We start from the raw sequence: 16,611 nt of genomic DNA on the forward strand, positions 1-16,611 counted from the left end.
CTAGACCAATGGCGCAAACGTAGGGAGAACGCGATCGGCTCCGCAAGGTATTTCAGGGAATGGCCGCGAACTGCGGTGACCAGTCGGAATCCGATGATCATCTCGCAGACGTCGACGGCGGGTGACAATGGGCTGCCCCGCCCCGCCTCTGTCTGGAAGGCCATCGCATGCCAGTGCCCCTGCCCGACGCCGACACCGTCCTGCTGCTGCCGCCGGACGCCTCCGAGGTCGCCTGCGTGGCGCGCGGCGTCATATCCGCCGTCGCGCCGGAGGGCGGGCTGACCGGGCTGCAGCAGACGCTGCTGGCCGCCATGTTCCATTCGCTGACCGGGTTCGACATCGACCCGCTGGCGGTGCAGGCCGAGCTGGCCGGAAAGCCTTACAGCGCGACGGAGTTCGCCGAGGCCCTGCACCGGCGCAACGCGGCGTTCCGGGGCCGTGTCGTGCAGACGATGGTCACCGCCGAGCTGGTGCTCTCGCCGCTGCCGGCGCAGGTGGCCGCCCGGGTGGCGGAGTTCGCCGCGGAACTGTCCGTCCACGACGACCTGGAGGACGTGCTGATCGGCCACGCCGACTCCGGACGCCGCCTGGCCTCGATCGACTTCGACCGCAACGGGTACCTGCACGACTTCGACGTCCAGCACGCCGCGCAGCTGCACGTCGGCGACGGCGCGCTGACCGGCCCCTGGACGCCGGTGGAGAACGATCCGGCGCTGGCCGCGCGCTGGGCCTCGCTCGGCGACCTGCCGACCGGGACCCTCGGCCGGGGCGTGTACGACTTCTACCGCACCCGGGGCTTCTCCTTCCCCGGCTCCCCCGGCTCGGCCCCGCCGCTGCTGGCCCAGCACGACTGGGTGCACATCCTGGCCGACTACGGCACCCGGGTCGAATCAGAGATCGAGGTCTTCGCCTTCATCGCCCGGGCCAACGACGACCTGCACGCGTTCTCGTTGCTGGCCATGGTGGTGAGCCTGTTCGAGACCGGCGCGCTGGCCTCGGGCGCCGGGCTGTTCGAGGCCGACCGCGGCCACCTGTCGCAGCCGGGGATGGCGGTGCGCTTCGGCGACGCGCTGCGGCGCGCGGCCCTGTGCACCGGCAGCAACGACTTCATGGCCACCGACTGGTTCGCGGTCGCCGACAAGCCGGTGGCGGTGCTGCGCAAGGAGTTGCTGCTGGCGCCCAAGAGCCCCGAAGCGGTCCAGGCCGGCAGCGTCGGGCCGTGGGATGCCGCAGGCATCAGCCCGTTCCAGCTCAACGCCGGGCGCAAGCTGGCCGAGGCCGAAGGGCGGGAGTACACAGGCCCCACCTTGGACTGAAGACTGAGAACTAAGAACTGATTGGGGAGCCGGAAAAAGGGGCGAGGCCCAGGGTTTTGCCCGCCCTGGGCCTCTCCACACGGTAGGTGTGGTGCCGTCGTGGTGCGCACGCCGATGGCGTTTAAGAAAGCAGGTAAGCCTGAGGCACCGCGCTCTTCCTATTGAGCTATCCCCGCATGAGAGAGCGGGGAACGGGGCTCGAACCCGCAACCTCGGTGTATGACCCGCTTCCGGTCGATCCGGCGATGGACGGCGAGGACTGAGCTTGGAGCGAGAGTCTGAAACTGCTCACTGCTGCCTCTGCCTACTTGGGCTACCTCCGCACGCTATGCGGAGGGAGGGATTCGAACCCCCACTGTCACAGTGTTCGTGAAATTCAGGCGTCACATTAAGCTTGGTCGCTCGCCGCCGATCCTAGCGAAACCTCACGCGAAGAGGTAACCGAATACCGCCTCGCCCACGCGCTGGTCGGTGACCTCGAAGGTGTTCGCCTCCTCGCGGGCGAACTTCACCGCCTGGCTCAGCTTCTCCACCCGCTCCACGAGTTCGTTGACCCGCTGCGCCGGAAGTGCGCCGGAGAACTTGGTCTGCGTCCAGTAGCCGACGGCGATGTCCTCGTAGTACACCTCGACCTGCGCCGGGTGCTTCTCCGTGGCCTCGGCCTTGACGTGGTTGCGCGGCACCTTCTTGGTCCGCAGCGTGCGCACCGGCTCGGTCCGGTACCAGTCTGTGGACGGGTCGGCTGACCAGGACTCGGCGGCGTCGAGGATCGGCAGCTTCTTGACGAACGTGTTCAGGTCGGCGAGCTGCTTCTCCAGGAAGAGCAGGTAGGACACCGGCACGTCGCGCAGCAGGGTGGTGCCCTCCACGACGACGTCGGCGCGCGCCACGCAGTTCGCCCAGTCCTTGGTGGCGGTGACGTCGAACAGGCGGGTCAGGCCGGTGGCGATCTGGCGCAGCACGTCCTCGGCCTTGACCTGGACGCGGGTGGACTCCGGCGGGAGCTGCTCGCCGTCCTCGTCCTTGGGCTGGTAGGTGCGGCTCAGTCCGGTGAGCAGCGGCTGCTTCTGGACGTCGTGGTGGGCCTGGGTGAGTTCGGCGTAGGACTTGCTCTTGACGCCTTTCTCGATGGCGATGATCTGGCTGAGTTTGGTGGCCATGATGGTTCCCCCCATGCGCTAGGGCATGTCGTGAGTCTGATGTGTGCTGAGGCAGAGCCTATGGACGGGTGCCGACAGTCCGTACGGCGGGTCGGCCGGGTCGGCCGGGTCCATGGCGTGGACATGATGATGACAGACCGGGCGGGAGCGGATGTAGGTAATTTCGCCGTCGAACTTTGATTGACTGACTGAGTCAGTCACCTTATGCTGCCGAGCGATGGAGTGTTCGATGACAGGGGGGATGCGTCGCTGTGAACGGGAGCACGGAAGAGACTCAGAAGCCTGTGCCGGTCGGGGCCGGCGGCTATGCCGGCGTTGGCGGCGCTACCAGCTACGGGGGCGGGGACGGCGGCGCTACCGTCCTTCGTCCCGGCCGCGTCGCCTGGCGGCCGATCGCACTGGTGGCGGCGGTCGCCGGAGCGGTCCACCTGGCGGTGGCGACCCGCTACGGCTGGCACCACGACGAGTTCTACTACGTCATCTGCGGCCGGCACCCGGCGTTCGGCTACGTCGACCAGCCGCCGGCGGCGCCGTTGCTGGCCCGGTTCGCGGACGCGGACGGCGGCCTGTTCGGCGTGCGGCTGCTGGCGATCCTGGCGCAGCTCGGCTGCATCGTGTTGACCGGGGAGCTGGCGGCGCAGTTCGGGGCACGGCGCGCGGCGCAGACGCTGGCGGCCGCGGCGGTGGCGGCGTGTCCGGTGTTCGTGGCGGCGTCGATGTTGTTCGGGACGACGGTGCTGGACCAGGTGGCGTGGGCGGCGTTGTTCGTGGTGGTGACGCGGGCGCTGCGGGAGAACCGGGTGCGCTGGTGGGCGGCGTCTGGCGCGGTCGCAGGGCTCGGGTTCGAGGGCAAGAACACGATCGCGGTTCTGGTGCTCGGTATCGCGGTGGGTCTGGTGGTACATCGACGGGAGGTACTACGGACGGCGGGTCCGTGGGTCGCACTGGCGCTGGCGGTACTGCTCGCGGCGCCGAACGTGGTGTGGGACGCGCTGCACGGCTGGCCGAACCTGACGATGGACCGCGCGCTGTCGCAGCAGCAGGGCGGGCCGTTGGGCTCGCTGGCCCGGATCCCGGAACTGCCGCTACTGCTGTCCGGACCGCCGTTGATCGGCCTGTGGTGGCTGGGCCTGCGCTGGCTGCGTTCGCCGGCCGGGCGGGAGCACCGCTGGCTGGTCCCGACGGCGGCGGTGGTGACGGCGGTGTTCGTCTGCGGCGGCGGCAAGGTCTACTACCCGGCGCCGCTGCTGGTGCCGCTGTTCGCGGCCGGGGCGGTCGCTGCTCCGATCCAGTGGTATCCGCGGCGGGGCCTTCGTTCGGCGGTTGACGGTGCGGGACAATCGACGCGAGGGTGGTTGTCCCCCGGATTGGGGCGGGGTGGGAGGGGGGTCGCGATATCAGCCCTCGTCGCCGCCGTCATCGGCCTGCCGGTCCTGCCCCCGGCCGCGGCCACCGCGCTGACTCCGGTGAACCCCGAGCTGATGGAGACCTACGGGTGGCCGCAGTTCACGCGTGAGGTCGCCGTCGCGGCCGCGTCGCAGCCGGCGAGCGTGCCGATCTTCACCAGCGACTTCGGGGAGGCCGGGGCGCTGACCATCCTGGGCCCCGGCGCCGGTCTGCGGCGTCCCGTCTACAGCGGCCACGACAGCTACGTGTACTGGGGCCCGCCGGCCGGCACGCCGGACGTGGTGCTGTGCGTCGGCAAGTTCCCGGCGGGGTACCTGAGCCGGTTCTGGGAGCAGGTCACCGAAATCGCGCCGATCACCTTCCCCGCCGGTCTGAAGAACGCCGAGACCGACCGGCACGCCGCGATCTACCTGTGCCGCCGGCCGCGCGGGACGTGGGCGCAGTTGTGGCCGGAGTTGCATCACGTGGACTAGTGGAAGACGCATGCAACCTGGATCCCACGGCCGGCGTCGTGGTGGGTTGACGAGCAGGTGACGGCGGCAGTGAGGGGAACCGGTGGGAGCGGAGAGGGATTTCGACGACTTCTATCTCGGCACGGTGCGCAAAGTGACGGCGCAGATCATCGCATTGCTGGGGGACGCCGCGGAGGCCGAGGACGCCGTCCAGGAAGCCTATGCGCGTGCCTGGCAGCGTTGGGACTCCGTGTCGAAGATGGACGACCCCGTCGCGTGGGTGCGGGTCGTCGCGTATCGGATCAAGGTGTCGGCGTGGCGGTCGGCCGTCCGGCGGGTCGCCGCGCACCGGCGGCACGGGCCGCCCGGGAACGTGCCCGACCACAGCCCTGATTCGGTGGCGTTGATCGCGGCGCTGCGGCAGATCCCGGAGGCGCAGCGGCGGGCGATCGTGTTGTTCCACATCGCGGGGCTGACGATCGAGCAGGTCGCCGCCGAGGTCGGGGCCCCGACCGGGACGATCAAGGCGCGGCTTTCCCGGGGGCGCGCCGCGCTGGCGGTGCTTCTGGCCGAACCGGCTGCCGACAGTCCGGCGGCGGCCTCGCCCCTGAAGGCAGTACTCGACAACGGAAGCGGGGAGTACAGCTATGTCTGAGAACCTCGACGAGCGCCTGGCCGCGGGCGCGGCGCGGCTGGAGCAGGAAGCCGCGGTCCGGTCGCCGGCCGATGTGCGGGCCCGGGGAGACCAGCGGCGCAGGCGGCACACCGCGACGATGGCGGTGGTGCCGGTGGCCGTTCTGGCTATCGCCGGGACCGCCGGGCTGACGTTGCGGCCCTCGGGCGGGGCGTCCCGGCCGAACATGGGGGGCTCGCCTACGGTGTCCGACGTTCGGACCTCGGCTGCCGGCGCGACGCCGACCAAAACGTCGGCGCCCGTGCCCGCGCCAACGCAGGCGCCGACGCGGGCGCTGGCAGCCAGCGTGGACCTGGCCCGGCACACGCTGACCGTCCTCGATGCGCAGGGCAAGAAGATCAAGACCCTGGGGATCTCGGCCGGCTCGCCTCAGCATCCGACTCCGACCGGGACCTTCACCGTCGTGGACAAGAAGCCGTCGGAGAAGGTCACCGCCCCGATCGGCCCGGACAACTACAGCCTGATCGTCTACTCCTACATCGACCTCGGTCCGAACGCGCCGGGCATCTACGCCTCGCCCTGGGATCAACCGCACTTCGGCAAGGACAACGCCACCCGCGGCGAGATCGCGCTCAGCCCCGACGACGCGACCTGGCTCTACGGCCGGCTGGCCGTCGGTGACACGATCCAGGTCGGCGACGCCGCAGGCTAAGTCCGTCGGCTATGCCCGCCGGGCCGTGTACACCACCGTCAGCCGCGGATCCTCAACGCTCCCGCCGAGGTCGTCGATGATCCCGCCGAGCCGGTCCAGGAACTCGGTGTGGGCCGCCGGTGCGAGTTCGATGATGTTCGGGAACGTCGACCACAGGTCGCGCGCCGTCTGCGGGGTCAGCCTCTGCTGCCATTCGATGATCTCGACCTGGACGTCCTCGAAGAAGCCGCCGGCGGTCAGCTGCGCACGCCACCGGTCGGTGTCCAGCACGTGGGAGCGGCTGGCGCGGTAGCCGGGTTCGGCGGGCAGCAGGTCGTGGTAGACCTCGTCGAGGCGGTCGCGGAAGACGGTGGGGCGGTTGACGTCGCCGAACTCGTTCCACCAGGCGGCCAGATGGCCGCCGGGGCGGACCTGTCGGCCGATCTTCCCGGTCGAGGTGTCGGGGTCGAGCCAGTGCAGGGCGGTCGCGGCGACGGCGAGGTCGAATCCGCCGGGAAGGTCGGCGGATTCGAAGTCGGAGACGATGACCTCGAGGTGGTCGCCGGCGTGTTCGGCGAACAGGATCGCGGCCAGGTCGGCGCCGGGTTCGACGGCGACCACGTGCGCTCCGGCGGCGAGCAGGGTTCCGGTGGCCAGGCCGCTGCCGGCGCCGATCTCCAGTACGCGGGCGCCCGGGCGTAGTCCGCAGCGGTCGGTCAGGAGGTCGAAGACGGCGTCGGGGTAGGGCGGCCGACCGCGGCGGTAGGTGGTGGCGTCGGTGTTGAAGGACATCCGGCGGGCCTCGCGCGTTCGCGCCGTGTCAGCGCTCGGCGACGCTTCAATGCTCGGCGGTGCTTCAGGGCTCGGTGATGCTTCAGTGCTCGGCGATGATTCAGATGGCTGATGTGCATGCTCGTTCACCCCGGCACTGTGCCAGCCCGAGGCTGTCGGGCAGAAATGGATTTGGCGGACGCCGGCAGGCCCGGGACAACGGCGTCCGCCATCGGTGAGCGAAGGCCTACTCCTCGTTCTTCATCGCACCGAGCACCGCCGATACCTGCGCGACGATGCCCGCGAGTGTTCCGGCGTCGGTTCCGCCGACCGTCACCGCCTTGTACTCCGAGGGCGTCGGCAGGTTCTCCACGATCTGCGGCAGCCGCCCGATCAGCTCGGCCTGCAACGCGGCGGCCGAGCGCGCGTTGGCGATCTCCGCCCGTACCCGCTCTCGTTCCAGTTCCATCAGCAGCCGGTCGTGGTCGGCGGCGTGCCGGGCTCGGGTGGCGGCGAGTTCGGCCTCCAGCCGCATCCGGCTCAGTTCTTGTTCCTCCTCCAGTCGCAGGCGTGCCATCACGCTTTCCTGTTCGTGGCGGTCGCGTTCCAGGGCGAGGGTGTGCAGGCGGGTGCGGTGTGCCTCGTCGGCGGCTTTGCGGGCGTTCGTCTGCGACTGTTCGTCGCGGCGTGCTTGTTCGCTGCTGTCGCGGTCGAACTCGCGTGCGGCGTTCAGGGCCCGCAGCTCGGACAGTTCGCGCTCGTCGGACAGGCGGCGGGTCTCCTGCTTGCGGCTCTCGGCCATGCGGCTGTCGGTGATGACGCTGTCGGCGGCCAGTTCCGCCAGCGCGGCCAGGCGCCCCTGCTCGGAGCGGAACGGCTTTTGCAGGTTCTCCCACAGCGTCTTGGAGCTGACCACCGCCTCCTTGATCTGGACGGTGACGATCCGCAGGCCCAGGCCGTCCTCGGCCTGGCCGGCGCCCTCGGCGACGCCGCGCAGCCGGGCCGTGAGCTCCTCGATGATGGGCTGCCGGTCGGAGAGCACCTCGTGCACGCTCATGGTGGCGACCTTGTCCTTGATCGCCGCCTCGGCCTGCTCGCACAGTTGCAGGTTCACCAGCCGCATCGGGTCCTCCGGGTCGGAGAAGTCCAGTTTGCGGTAGGCGGTGCCGAAGTCCTCGATGATCCACTGCACGTAGGCCTGGACCAGGATGCCCTGCAGCTCGCTGCAGATGCAGAACGCGTTCATCAAGATGGTCTGCATGGCGCCGGGCACGACCAGGAACGAGTCGGTGGCCGGCCGGTAGCGGAAGGAGACGCCCAGGCCGATGTGCCGGGGCTTGCTCTCGCCGCGGCGGGTGTGGACCACGAACGCGTTCGGCGGCACCAGCACGGTCTTGAAACGGCCGATGCCGGTGACGCGGACCTCGACGCTGTTGGCCGGCGCCGGTCCGATGCCGCGTCCGGCGTCGGCCTCGGCGGCGAAACGTTCCAGGCGTGCGGCGCGGGGGCGGCCCGGGCCGCCCCCGCCCGGGGCCGGGGCCAGAGCCGGGGCGGGCATCGAAGCGGCCGGGGGCATCGGTTCGGGCATCCCCGCGGGGGCCTGCGGCGGCGGGTACGGCCCCGACGACACCGACGGCGGCGTCGGCTTGGCCGCCGCTCGCTCCCGCTTGTCCATCTTCTCCGAGCGCTGAACGCCGGTGTTCGAACCGGCGTAGCCCTTGGAGCGCAGATCGGATTCCAGACGTTCTTGATTGGCCAAGACATCGTCGAGATAGGTGTTGCGGCCTTGGTCCGCCACGATGTCACCCCCTGGATAGTCGCAATGGTGACGGAACCGTAGCAGGGCTCGACGACAGTCGGAGGGGGAATCGGGCAGGGCCAAAGCCCCGGAAGTGGCCCTTGGGCCGGGTCCGGGCCGACAGTTATGATCATCAGGCATGGAAACCCCCGACAACCCCCTGTGGGGCGACGACTGGACCGAGGTCCATGCCCTGTTCGACACCCTCCAGGCCGGCCACGCCTACCTGAACCACGGCGGCTTCGGCAACCCCCCGCGCACCGTGATGCTCGCCCAGCGACAGTGGCGGGCGCGGATGGACGCGAACGCGACCCGGTTCTTCCGCCGGGAGCTGGCCCCGGGGATGGCCACGGCCGGCCGTGCCGTCGCGGAGTTCCTCGGCGCCCCGGCCGGCGACACGGTCGCGCTGGTCACGAACGTCACCACGGCCACCACCATCGCCGTGGACTCGGTCCCGCTGGCCGCCGGGGACGAGTTCCTGGTCACCGACCACGGCTACCCGACCGCCACCTGGGCGGTCGAGCGCCGGGCCCGGGAGGCCGGGGCGAGCGTGGTGACCGCGCGGATACCGCTGGCCGCCGACGCCGCCGAGATCGCGCAGGCCGTGCTGGCGGCGGTGACACCGCGCACGAAGGTGGCGCTGATCGACCACATCACCTCCTCCACGGCGCGCCGGTTCCCGGTCGAGGAACTGGTGCCTGCCCTACAGGAACGCGGCGTGATCGTCATCGTCGACGCCGCGCACGCCCCCGGCATGGTGCCGATCGACCTGGCCGCGCTGAACCCGGACTTCTGGGGCGGGAACCTGCACAAGTGGGGTTACGCGCCGCGTTCGGCCGGGGCGTTCTGGGCGGCGCCGAAGTGGCGGCCGGCGCTGCGCAACCCGATCGTGTCGTGGGGGCAGGACGAGGAGTTCCCGCTGAACCTGCAGGAGATCGGCACCCACGACGCCACCTCGCGGCTGTGCGCGCCGAACGGCATAGCGTTCCTGCGTGCGCTGGGCCCGCAGCGGGTGCGGGAGCACAACGTGAAGCTCGCCGAGTACGGGCAAACGGCGCTGGCCTCGGCGCTGGATGTCGATCCGGCGACGCTGCCGGGGGATGCGGGGGTGTCGATGCGGCTGGTGCCGCTGCCGGTGCCGTACGACGATCCGCGCGACCTGCAGGCGGAGATCTCCGATCGGCTCGGTGTGGAGGTGTCGGTGCCGAAGTGGAACGGGATGACGCTGCTGCGGGTGAGCGCGAACGTTTACAACGCCCCGTCGGAGTACGACAGGCTGGCCGCGGGGATCAGGTCCGTGTTGTAAGAACGACGGGTTGGTCGGGGCCGACCGGACCGCCGAACCACGTCGGCAGGGCGCGCGCCCCGATCGCCACGTCCAGGGCGGCGCGCGCCTGCAGCCGGGTGGAGTCCAGGGTGGGCAGCGGCGAGGTCTCGGGGGTGATCAGCAGCGGGATCTCGGTGCAGACCAGGGCGACGGCGTCGCAGCCTTCGGCCGCGAGATGGTCGATGACGCGCTGGTAGGCGGTGCGGGCGCGGTCGGTGAAGATGCCGTTGACGAGTTCGTCGAAGATGATCGTGTCGACGGTCGCGCGGTCGGCGGCGTCGGGGGCGGCTGCGGTGATGCCGCGGGCGGCCATGGCTCGGGGGTATACGGGCCCTTCCATGGTGAAGCGGGTGCCGAGGATGCCGACTTTGCGGTGGCCGCGGGCGGCGGCCTCGTCGGCGACGACCTCGGCGATGTGCAGGCCGGGGATCGGGTAGGGGTCGCCGTCGAGTTCGAAGGCCAGGTGGGCGGTGTTGTCGGGGCAGATGAAGAAGTCGGCTCCGGCGGCGGCCAGGCGTTGGGCGCTTTCGCGCAGGATGGCGCGCACGGCGTGGTAGTCCCCGGCTTCCCAGTACGGCATGGAGCGGGACAGCGGAATCAGGTCGAGGGTGACGTCCGGGTGCGCGTGGGGGCCGAGGCGGGCGAAGCCTTCGCGGCAGAATGTCTGGAACGACAGCGCGGCGCCTTCGGCGGAGTGCGCGAGGATGCCGAGGTGGCGGTGGTTCGTCTGCATCGCAGCATTGTCCCCCGCGCGAGGCGTTCCGCTCTGGTGCGTCCTCGGCGATGCTAGAGGGGTGCGGCTGCGACGGGAGAGGGGCGCCGGCTGGCGGATCGCTGTGGGCGACCGGCAGACGATGACGATGGCTTTGTGGCTGCGCGACGCGTCGGGCATGTCACCGGATCTGGATCCGGAGATCCCGCCGTTGGATCCGCCGGTGGAGGTGGACAAGAGGTTGGCTGCGCTGGCCGGGCCTCGTGCCACGGCGCAGTGGACCGGGTTGTGGCTGGGGTTGTGGGAGGGCCGGTTGGAGGATTGGTTCGCCTTGAAGACGTTCGGCCCGCCCGGCTTCGAGCTGTTGGTCCGTTCCCCGGAGCTGAAGAAGCTGGTCGAGGCGGGGTTCCTGGAGGCGGCTCGGTGGTCGGCCGATTTCCGTCTGATGGCCTCGCGCGGCAGCGGGGCGCCGACGTCGGCGTCCCGGGAGCCGGCCGCGGTGGTGCGGCAGTTGGAGAGCGAGTTGGGGCGCCAGGCGCGGGAGTTCGAACTCGATATCACGGTGCTGCCGGTGGCCGGGCGGATGTTCTGGCCGTTGGCCGACGGCGGGCTGGCGGTGAGCGGGAACCTGCTGCGTGATGCGTCGGCGTTCCGGGCGCTGCTTTATGACGTGCTGGCACCGGTGGTGTAGGGCTGCGGTCTGGGGCGTGGCCGACGTCGGGTGGGAGGCGCCTCGGGGGACCTCGGAGCTGCCCGACATCCGGTGGTGGGATGCGGTGTGACCGTCGGCCGGCCGCCGGCGGCTACTGTGAGAATCATGACCGCCCCCGCCAAGCGCCCGGGTCGCCGGCCCGGGTCGGCCGACACCCGCGGCCAGATCCTGGACGCGGCGCGCGCCGAGTTCGCTTCGCGGGGCTATGAGAAGGCGACGGTGCGGGGGATCGCGCGGGCCGCCGGGGTGGATTCGGCGCTGGTGCACCACTACTTCGGGTCGAAGGAGCGGGTGTTCGTCGCGGCGTTGGAGTTCCCGGTGGATCCGGCGGTGGTGCTGGAGCAGGTGGCTGGGGATCCGGCGGGGATCGGTGAGCGGCTGGCGCGGTTCGTGGTGGGGTTGTGGGAGGTGCCGCAGGCGCGGGAGCGGTTGTTGGCGGTGTTGCGGACGATCGCTTCGAACGAGGACATGGCGGCCCTGGTGCGCGGGTTCGCCCGGCCGCGGCTGGTGGTGCCGTTGGCGGCGCGGGTCGGTGGGCCCGATGCCGAGGCGCGGGTGGAGATGGCGTTGGCGCAGATCATCGGGCTGGCGGTGGCGCGGTATGTGATCGGGGTGGAGCCGGTGGCTTCGCTGGGTTCTGAGGAGTTGGTGGCGTTGTTGGCGCCGGCTTTGCAGCGGTTCTTGGGCTGAGGTGTGCCAGGTCGTAGAACGAGGTGCGGCCGCTTACCAGGCGTTGGAACCTGATCTCAGGAGCTTTACGTATTGTCGGATGCGTAGCACGTCGTCGGGGAAGCAGCTGTCCCAGTTCTGGTCGAGCCGCATCCAGATCGCGGGCTGTCCGGGCTCTGGGATCAGCGGTTGTTCCGGGTCGCCGATGGCGGCGTAGGACAGGGACAGCGTCACCGGCAAATCGGGGTGGAACGATCGCACCGCCACGGCGGCGGGGGTCTCCAGCAACTGCGGCCGCAGCCCGGTCTCCTCGGCGAGTTCCCGGGCCGCGCCGTCGCGCGGGCACTCTCCGGGTTCGACCTTGCCACCGGGTGGGACCAGCCCGCGTACTGGGTTCCTGACCAGCACGATCTGTTCCAGGGCCGGGTCCAGGACCCACACCTCGGCGCCCAGCGGTTCTACGGTGCCGACCAGTGCGGCGCCGAACCAGGCCCTGGCGTGGTCGAACTCCAGCGTCGCGTTCTCGGCGTCGGCGACGGCGGCGTCGAGCGGACGTTGTTCGAACGGGCTACGGATCATCGCGACAGGCTATAGACCGCTACTGACACCGGGGCGGGTTGTAGCGGACGCACCGATCGGTACTCCGCCGGGAGTTAATACCGTGGCCTGAAACCGTTACGGCGCAATGCGAACCGTTTTTCAGGTCCGCATCGCGCCGTTGTCCGGGTCGGGTCGGGGCGGGTCTCCTCGCCTCGTGTCGTGCCGTGGTCGGCTTCCGCCTACGCCTTGGCCGGCGCGCTCCCCCGCCGCGGCAGCAGCGCTGCCACCGCGCCGGCGGCGGCCAGCGAGATCGCCGCGCCGATCATCGCGCCGCCGAAGCCGGCGGCCAGCGCGGCCTTGGGGCTGCCGCCGTGGCCGGCGGCGACGTGCGCGGAGATCGTCGACAGGGCGGCCAGGCCGATGGCGCCGCCGACCTGGCGGGAGGTGTTGATCAGGCCGGAGGCCAGGCCCGCCTCGTGCCGGGGCATGCCGGCGGTGCCGGCGACCGCCAGCGGTGTCATGGCCAGGCCCATGCCGAAGGTGAGCAGCATCAGCGGGCCCAGGACGTCGGCGGTGTAGGAGCCGTCGGCCGGGAAGCGTGAGAGCCAGGCCAGGCCGATCGCGGCGACCAGCGGGCCGACCAGCAGCAGCGGACGGGTGCCGATCTTCGGCAGTGCCCGGGTGGCCAGCATGGTCCCCAGCACGATCATCGCCGAGCCGGGCACGAAGGCGAACCCGGCCTGCAGCGCGTCGAACCCGAGCACCTGCTGCAGGTAGAGGCTGACGTAGAACCACATGGCGAACATGCCGGCGCCGATCAGCAGCGCGGCGACGTCGGCCACGGCCAGCGAGCGGTTCCGGAACACCCGCAGCGGCACCAGCGCGTGCTTACTGCGGGCCTCCAGCAGGACGAACAGCGCCAGCAACACCGCGCCGGCGACCATCGGGGCGAGCACCGCGGCCGAGCCCCAGCTGTGCGTGTCAGTGGTGACCACGCCGTAGACGATCCCGGTCAGACCGAGGGTGACGGTGATCGCGCCGGGCAGGTCCAGGGTGCGCAGCGTGGCGCCGCGGCCCCGGGTCCGGGCGATCAGCGGCACGGCGGCCAGGATCAGCACCGCGCCGATCGGCACGTTCACGAACAGCACCCAGCGCCAGCTCACCCACTGCGTGAGCATGCCGCCGACGACGGCGCCCATCGCGCCGCCGGCCGCCATGGTCGCGCTCCACGCGCCCAGGGCCTTGGTCCGCTCGCGCGGGTCGGTGAAGGTGGTCATGATCAGCGTCATGGTCGCCGGGGCGAGCACGGCGCCGGCCAGGCCCTGCACCGAGCGGGCCGCGATGAGCAGGCTGCCGGTGTCGGCCATGCCGCCGGCCAGGCTCGCGGCGGTGAAGCCGATCAGGCCGGTGAGGAACACCGGCTTGGCGCCGAACAGGTCGGCGGCGCGCCCGCCGAACAACAGCAGCCCGGCGAAGCCGAGCGCGTAGGCGTTGACGACCCACTGCACGCCGGTGGGCGACAGGTCCAGCGCGCCGCGCATGGCCGGCAGCGCGACGTTCACGATGCTGACGTCCAGCACCACCATGAACTGGGCGACACAGGCGATGACCAGCAGCGCCGTCTTGTTGCCGACGCGCCGGCCGATCAGGCGCGGGCCCGGCACGACGTCGGCCGCTGAGGACGGCGGCGCGTCGGCTATCTGGTCGGTCGAAGACAAGGGACCCTCCCCGGAGTGTGTTTAATCTTAGAGTGACTCTAATGATAGACGAAGTCCAGCTATTATTTGTTCCATGGAGACCGGAGCAGGAGCACGCGAGCACAGCGCGCCCGACACGCCGCAAAGCGACCCCCCGCAGCTGGGCCTGCGCGAGCGCAAGAAGCAGCGCACCCGCATGGCGATCCACGAGGCGGCGATGACCCTGTTCGCCGAGCGCGGCTACGACCACGTCACGATGGCCGAGATCGCCCGCGCCGCCGACGTCGCCCCGGCCACGGTGTTCACGCACTACGCCTCGAAGGAGGACCTGGTCTACGAGCTGCGGCACGTGGCCAACGACCGGCTGAGCACCGCGTTGCGCTCGCGGGCCCCGCAGGTCGGCGTGCTGGCCGCGGTGAAGGAATGGCAGCAGGAGATGTACGAGTACTACGTCCAGTCGCCCAAGCAGGTGGAGCGGTCTCGGACGTTCTCAAGGCTGCTGCGGGAGAACCCGACGCTGTGGACGCGCTCGGTGGGGTTCATGTACGAACGGCAGAACCTGCTCGTCGAGCTGATGGTCGAGCGCTACCCGCAGACCGACCCCTTTGTGCTGGAGGTCGCGGCGGCGCAGATCGCCGGCGCCGTGCAGGCGGCGCAGGTGCAGTACCAGGGGGACCTGGCGGCGGGGATGGGCAAGGACGAGCTGCTGGCGCGCGCCGCCGCGCGGTCGGAGCAGGTGTACGAGCAGTTGGCGCGGGGGCTGGCGGACGTGTTGTAGGGCTTGCGGGGATTGCGGGGCTTGGGCTTGCAGGGCTTTGAGCCGGGCTTGGCGCCGGTCAGCGCGCTCGTCGGTATCGCAGCTCGATGCTCCCGTCTGCGGAGGCCGTGTGCGAGATGAGTTCCAGCTGGTAAGACTTCGGGACCCCGTCGAAGATCCGGGTCCCCTCGCCGGCGATGTAGGGAGCTCCTCGGTGGTGTCGCCGGCCGGAACTCCGTCAGTATCGCGAGCGCGGCACTGGTTCCGAAGCAATTCGGCTACGCACAGAACGTTGCGCGCCTGTGCCGTGTCACCTATACGTGAGCATCCCCAGCATCAGCACGGCCGGCAGGAAGGCGCATGTGGATCGGTCAGACGCGGGCTTCTCCGAGTTCGTGGCAGGCAGCGTCAATCGTCTGACACGCTTCGCGGAGCTCCTCACCGGCGACCCGCACCGGGCCGCGGACCTGGTGCAGGAGTCCCTGGAGCGGGCTTACATCCGCTGGCCCAAGGCCCAGGTCGAGGATCCGCATGCCTACGTCCGGCAGATCATCGTCAATCAGTACCGGAACTGGTGGCGGCGACGCCGGGACCGGGAGGTGCTCAGCGAGCGGCCCCCGGACACCGGGGTCAGCGACGACCACGCCGTGCGGCTGGCGCAGAGCGACCTGCTGCGCCGGGCGCTGGCGACGTTGACGGCGCGCGAGCGCGCGGTCGTGGTCCTGCGCTTCTACTCCGATCTGGACGTCGCGGCGATCGCGGCCGAGACCGGCATCGCGTCGGGCACCGTGAAGAGCACCCTGTCCCGGGCCATGACGCGGCTGCGCGCGTTCCCGGGCTTTGATGAGTCCCTCACCGGGCGGGAAAGGTAGGCCGGCTGTGAACTTCGACGATTCGCTGCGCGAAGCCATGCACGGCTACGCCTACACTCCGTCCCGGATCAACGCCGAGAAGGTCGTCGTCGGCGCGCGGCGGCGCAGGGTCCGGAGCCGGGCCAGGACTGCGGTCGGCGGCCTGGGCATCGCAGCGCTCGTGGGGGCCTCGGCGCTCGTGCTGTTGAGCACGCCGTCGGGCTCGGGCGGCGAGACAGTGGTCGATCCGGGGGTCTCCCCCAGTACGACGGGCAGTGCGCCGGACCCGCTCGCGCCCGGTACTCACTCCCCGGTGAAGCAGGTACGGGCTGGTCAGGAGATCACGGTTCCCGGGGACATCGACGGGGCGTTCTACTGGATGACCACCGACTCGGTCTGCCGGTACGCGCCCCACGCCATCACGCCTTTCGGCAAGCCGGACATGTCGACGTCGGCGTTCGTCGAGTGCGACAGCCCGCTGGGCAATGGTGACAAGGGCGGTAAGGCCGTGTTCTGCCGGATGACGGTCTCCGCGCCGCCGACGCCGACGACTGCGTCGACGACAACATCGACCAGCGGCGAGCAGGTGCCGTGCGCCGGACACACCCCCACGGACAAGTACTTCACGTCGTTGTTCGCCGTGCAGACCATCGGCGGCGGCAACCTCATGGTGCCCACCGCCGGCGTCATGGCCGGCTCCGACCTCCCGGTGCGGGTCGAGGACCGAGTGACGGACATGTACGTCGGTCCCGATCTGTCGAAGGGCGGCAGCGAGGTCGTCCGCGAGTACAGGCTCGAAACCTTCTATACGGTGCCCGGCATGAAGCCCGGCTGGGTCTTCTGGCTGCCGAGCACGCCGCTGGTGTATCCGAGCTCGAACCCGCCGGCCGCGCCACCGACGTATCCCGGCGCCCCGGAGCAGACCAAGCCGGTCCTCACCAGCAGCTTCGACGAGATCTGGCTCTACGACGGTGCCGACCGGCGGATGACGGCGAACCCGGGGAACCGACCTGCTCCCAGCGCCACGGGTTCGATTCCGACGGACGCCTCCCGATGAGTGGTCTGATAATCCGTCGCGCCCTACCGTGGTCGAATGCGATGGCGGAGGTCCAAAGAC

Annotated in this window: 16 protein-coding genes; 10 read left to right on the plus strand and 6 right to left on the minus strand. The window is 70.5% G+C overall.

Going from position 1 to position 16,611, the window contains the following annotated elements; all coding sequences use genetic code 11:
• Positions 1–167: 167 nt before the first annotated feature.
• Positions 168–1,316, plus strand: coding sequence for a hypothetical protein (locus ABH926_RS32710; protein WP_370369780.1), 1,149 nt, complete (start codon positions 168–170; stop codon positions 1,314–1,316).
• A 425-nt stretch (positions 1,317–1,741) separates the two neighbouring features.
• Here ABH926_RS32710 and ABH926_RS32715 read toward each other — a convergent pair whose 3' ends face one another.
• Positions 1,742–2,476, minus strand: coding sequence for a hypothetical protein (locus ABH926_RS32715; RefSeq protein WP_370369781.1), 735 nt, complete (start codon positions 2,474–2,476; stop codon positions 1,742–1,744).
• 251 nt (positions 2,477–2,727) lie between these two features.
• Here ABH926_RS32715 and ABH926_RS32720 point away from each other — a divergent pair, with 251 nt between their 5' ends.
• The 3 genes from ABH926_RS32720 (at position 2,728) to ABH926_RS32730 (ending at position 5,681) form a co-directional block, all read left to right on the plus strand.
• Entirely contained in the window at positions 2,728–4,356 is a 1,629-nt protein-coding gene (locus ABH926_RS32720) for a glycosyltransferase family 39 protein (RefSeq protein ID WP_370369782.1), read from the plus strand.
• Between the two features lie 82 nt (positions 4,357–4,438).
• Positions 4,439–4,990, plus strand: coding sequence for a SigE family RNA polymerase sigma factor (locus ABH926_RS32725; protein WP_370369783.1), 552 nt, complete (start codon positions 4,439–4,441; stop codon positions 4,988–4,990).
• Positions 4,983–5,681, plus strand: coding sequence for a L,D-transpeptidase family protein (locus ABH926_RS32730; RefSeq protein WP_370369784.1), 699 nt, complete (start codon positions 4,983–4,985; stop codon positions 5,679–5,681). The genes ABH926_RS32725 and ABH926_RS32730 overlap by 8 nt, the downstream gene beginning before the upstream one ends.
• A gap of 9 nt (positions 5,682–5,690) precedes the next feature.
• Here ABH926_RS32730 and ABH926_RS32735 read toward each other — a convergent pair whose 3' ends face one another.
• Both ABH926_RS32735 and ABH926_RS32740 read right to left on the minus strand, forming a co-directional pair.
• Positions 5,691–6,452 (minus strand): class I SAM-dependent methyltransferase, encoded by a 762-nt coding sequence (locus ABH926_RS32735; protein WP_370369785.1) that lies wholly within the window; start codon positions 6,450–6,452, stop codon positions 5,691–5,693.
• 226 nt (positions 6,453–6,678) lie between these two features.
• Positions 6,679–8,229 carry an SPFH domain-containing protein gene (locus tag ABH926_RS32740; protein ID WP_370369786.1) on the minus strand — a complete coding sequence of 517 codons (1,551 nt, stop codon included), beginning with the start codon at positions 8,227–8,229 and terminating at the stop codon, positions 6,679–6,681.
• Positions 8,230–8,368: 139 nt separating this feature from the next.
• On the opposite strand from ABH926_RS32740, the gene ABH926_RS32745 reads away from it, so the two are divergent.
• A complete protein-coding gene (locus ABH926_RS32745) occupies positions 8,369–9,535 on the plus strand; it encodes an aminotransferase class V-fold PLP-dependent enzyme (protein ID WP_370369787.1) in 1,167 nt (388 codons plus the stop codon).
• On the opposite strand, the gene ABH926_RS32750 is transcribed toward ABH926_RS32745, so the two are convergent.
• Complete coding sequence (locus ABH926_RS32750; RefSeq protein WP_370369788.1) at positions 9,519–10,289, minus strand: aspartate/glutamate racemase family protein; 771 nt, start codon at positions 10,287–10,289, stop codon at positions 9,519–9,521. The genes ABH926_RS32745 and ABH926_RS32750 overlap by 17 nt on opposite strands.
• A 61-nt stretch (positions 10,290–10,350) precedes the next feature.
• Between ABH926_RS32750 and ABH926_RS32755 the strand changes: the two genes are divergently transcribed.
• Both ABH926_RS32755 and ABH926_RS32760 read left to right on the plus strand, forming a co-directional pair.
• Positions 10,351–10,959, plus strand: coding sequence for a hypothetical protein (locus ABH926_RS32755; RefSeq protein WP_370369789.1), 609 nt, complete (start codon positions 10,351–10,353; stop codon positions 10,957–10,959).
• A 126-nt stretch (positions 10,960–11,085) separates the two neighbouring features.
• Positions 11,086–11,670: a TetR family transcriptional regulator gene (locus ABH926_RS32760; protein ID WP_370369790.1), complete on the plus strand. Its 585-nt coding sequence runs from the start codon at positions 11,086–11,088 to the stop codon at positions 11,668–11,670.
• A 33-nt stretch (positions 11,671–11,703) separates the two neighbouring features.
• On the opposite strand, the gene ABH926_RS32765 is transcribed toward ABH926_RS32760, so the two are convergent.
• Together ABH926_RS32765 and ABH926_RS32770 are read right to left on the minus strand one after the other, a co-directional pair.
• Positions 11,704–12,228: an NUDIX hydrolase gene (locus ABH926_RS32765; RefSeq protein ID WP_370369791.1), complete on the minus strand. Its 525-nt coding sequence runs from the start codon at positions 12,226–12,228 to the stop codon at positions 11,704–11,706.
• A gap of 200 nt (positions 12,229–12,428) precedes the next feature.
• Entirely contained in the window at positions 12,429–13,907 is a 1,479-nt protein-coding gene (locus ABH926_RS32770; RefSeq protein ID WP_370369792.1) for an MFS transporter, read from the minus strand.
• Positions 13,908–13,980: 73 nt separating this feature from the next.
• Here ABH926_RS32770 and ABH926_RS32775 point away from each other — a divergent pair, with 73 nt between their 5' ends.
• From ABH926_RS32775 to ABH926_RS32785, 3 genes are all read left to right on the plus strand, one after another.
• Positions 13,981–14,664, plus strand: coding sequence for a TetR/AcrR family transcriptional regulator (locus ABH926_RS32775; RefSeq protein ID WP_370369793.1), 684 nt, complete (start codon positions 13,981–13,983; stop codon positions 14,662–14,664).
• Between the two features lie 341 nt (positions 14,665–15,005).
• Positions 15,006–15,515, plus strand: a complete 510-nt coding sequence (locus ABH926_RS32780; protein ID WP_370369794.1) for a SigE family RNA polymerase sigma factor — start codon at positions 15,006–15,008, stop codon at positions 15,513–15,515.
• Positions 15,516–15,522: 7 nt separating this feature from the next.
• Entirely contained in the window at positions 15,523–16,551 is a 1,029-nt protein-coding gene (locus ABH926_RS32785; RefSeq protein WP_370369795.1) for a hypothetical protein, read from the plus strand.
• The last annotated feature ends 60 nt before the right edge of the window (positions 16,552–16,611 follow it).

Source organism: Catenulispora sp. GP43, assembly GCF_041260665.1.
Lineage (GTDB): Bacteria > Actinomycetota > Actinomycetes > Streptomycetales > Catenulisporaceae > Catenulispora.

Bases quoted from the DNA above. Each gene is read 5' to 3' on its own strand.
- ABH926_RS32715 (WP_370369781.1), bottom strand. From the start codon at position 2,476: ATGGCCACCAAACTCAGCCAGATCATCGCCATCGAGAAAGGCGTCAAG.
- ABH926_RS32730 (WP_370369784.1), top strand. From the start codon at position 4,983: ATGTCTGAGAACCTCGACGAGCGCCTGGCCGCGGGCGCGGCGCGGCTG.
- ABH926_RS32710 (WP_370369780.1), top strand. From the start codon at position 168: ATGCCAGTGCCCCTGCCCGACGCCGACACCGTCCTGCTGCTGCCGCCG.
- ABH926_RS32735 (WP_370369785.1), bottom strand. From the start codon at position 6,452: ATGTCCTTCAACACCGACGCCACCACCTACCGCCGCGGTCGGCCGCCC.
- ABH926_RS32765 (WP_370369791.1), bottom strand. From the start codon at position 12,228: ATGATCCGTAGCCCGTTCGAACAACGTCCGCTCGACGCCGCCGTCGCC.
- ABH926_RS32750 (WP_370369788.1), bottom strand. From the start codon at position 10,289: ATGCAGACGAACCACCGCCACCTCGGCATCCTCGCGCACTCCGCCGAA.
- ABH926_RS32745 (WP_370369787.1), top strand. From the start codon at position 8,369: ATGGAAACCCCCGACAACCCCCTGTGGGGCGACGACTGGACCGAGGTC.
- ABH926_RS32775 (WP_370369793.1), top strand. From the start codon at position 13,981: ATGGAGACCGGAGCAGGAGCACGCGAGCACAGCGCGCCCGACACGCCG.
- ABH926_RS32760 (WP_370369790.1), top strand. From the start codon at position 11,086: ATGACCGCCCCCGCCAAGCGCCCGGGTCGCCGGCCCGGGTCGGCCGAC.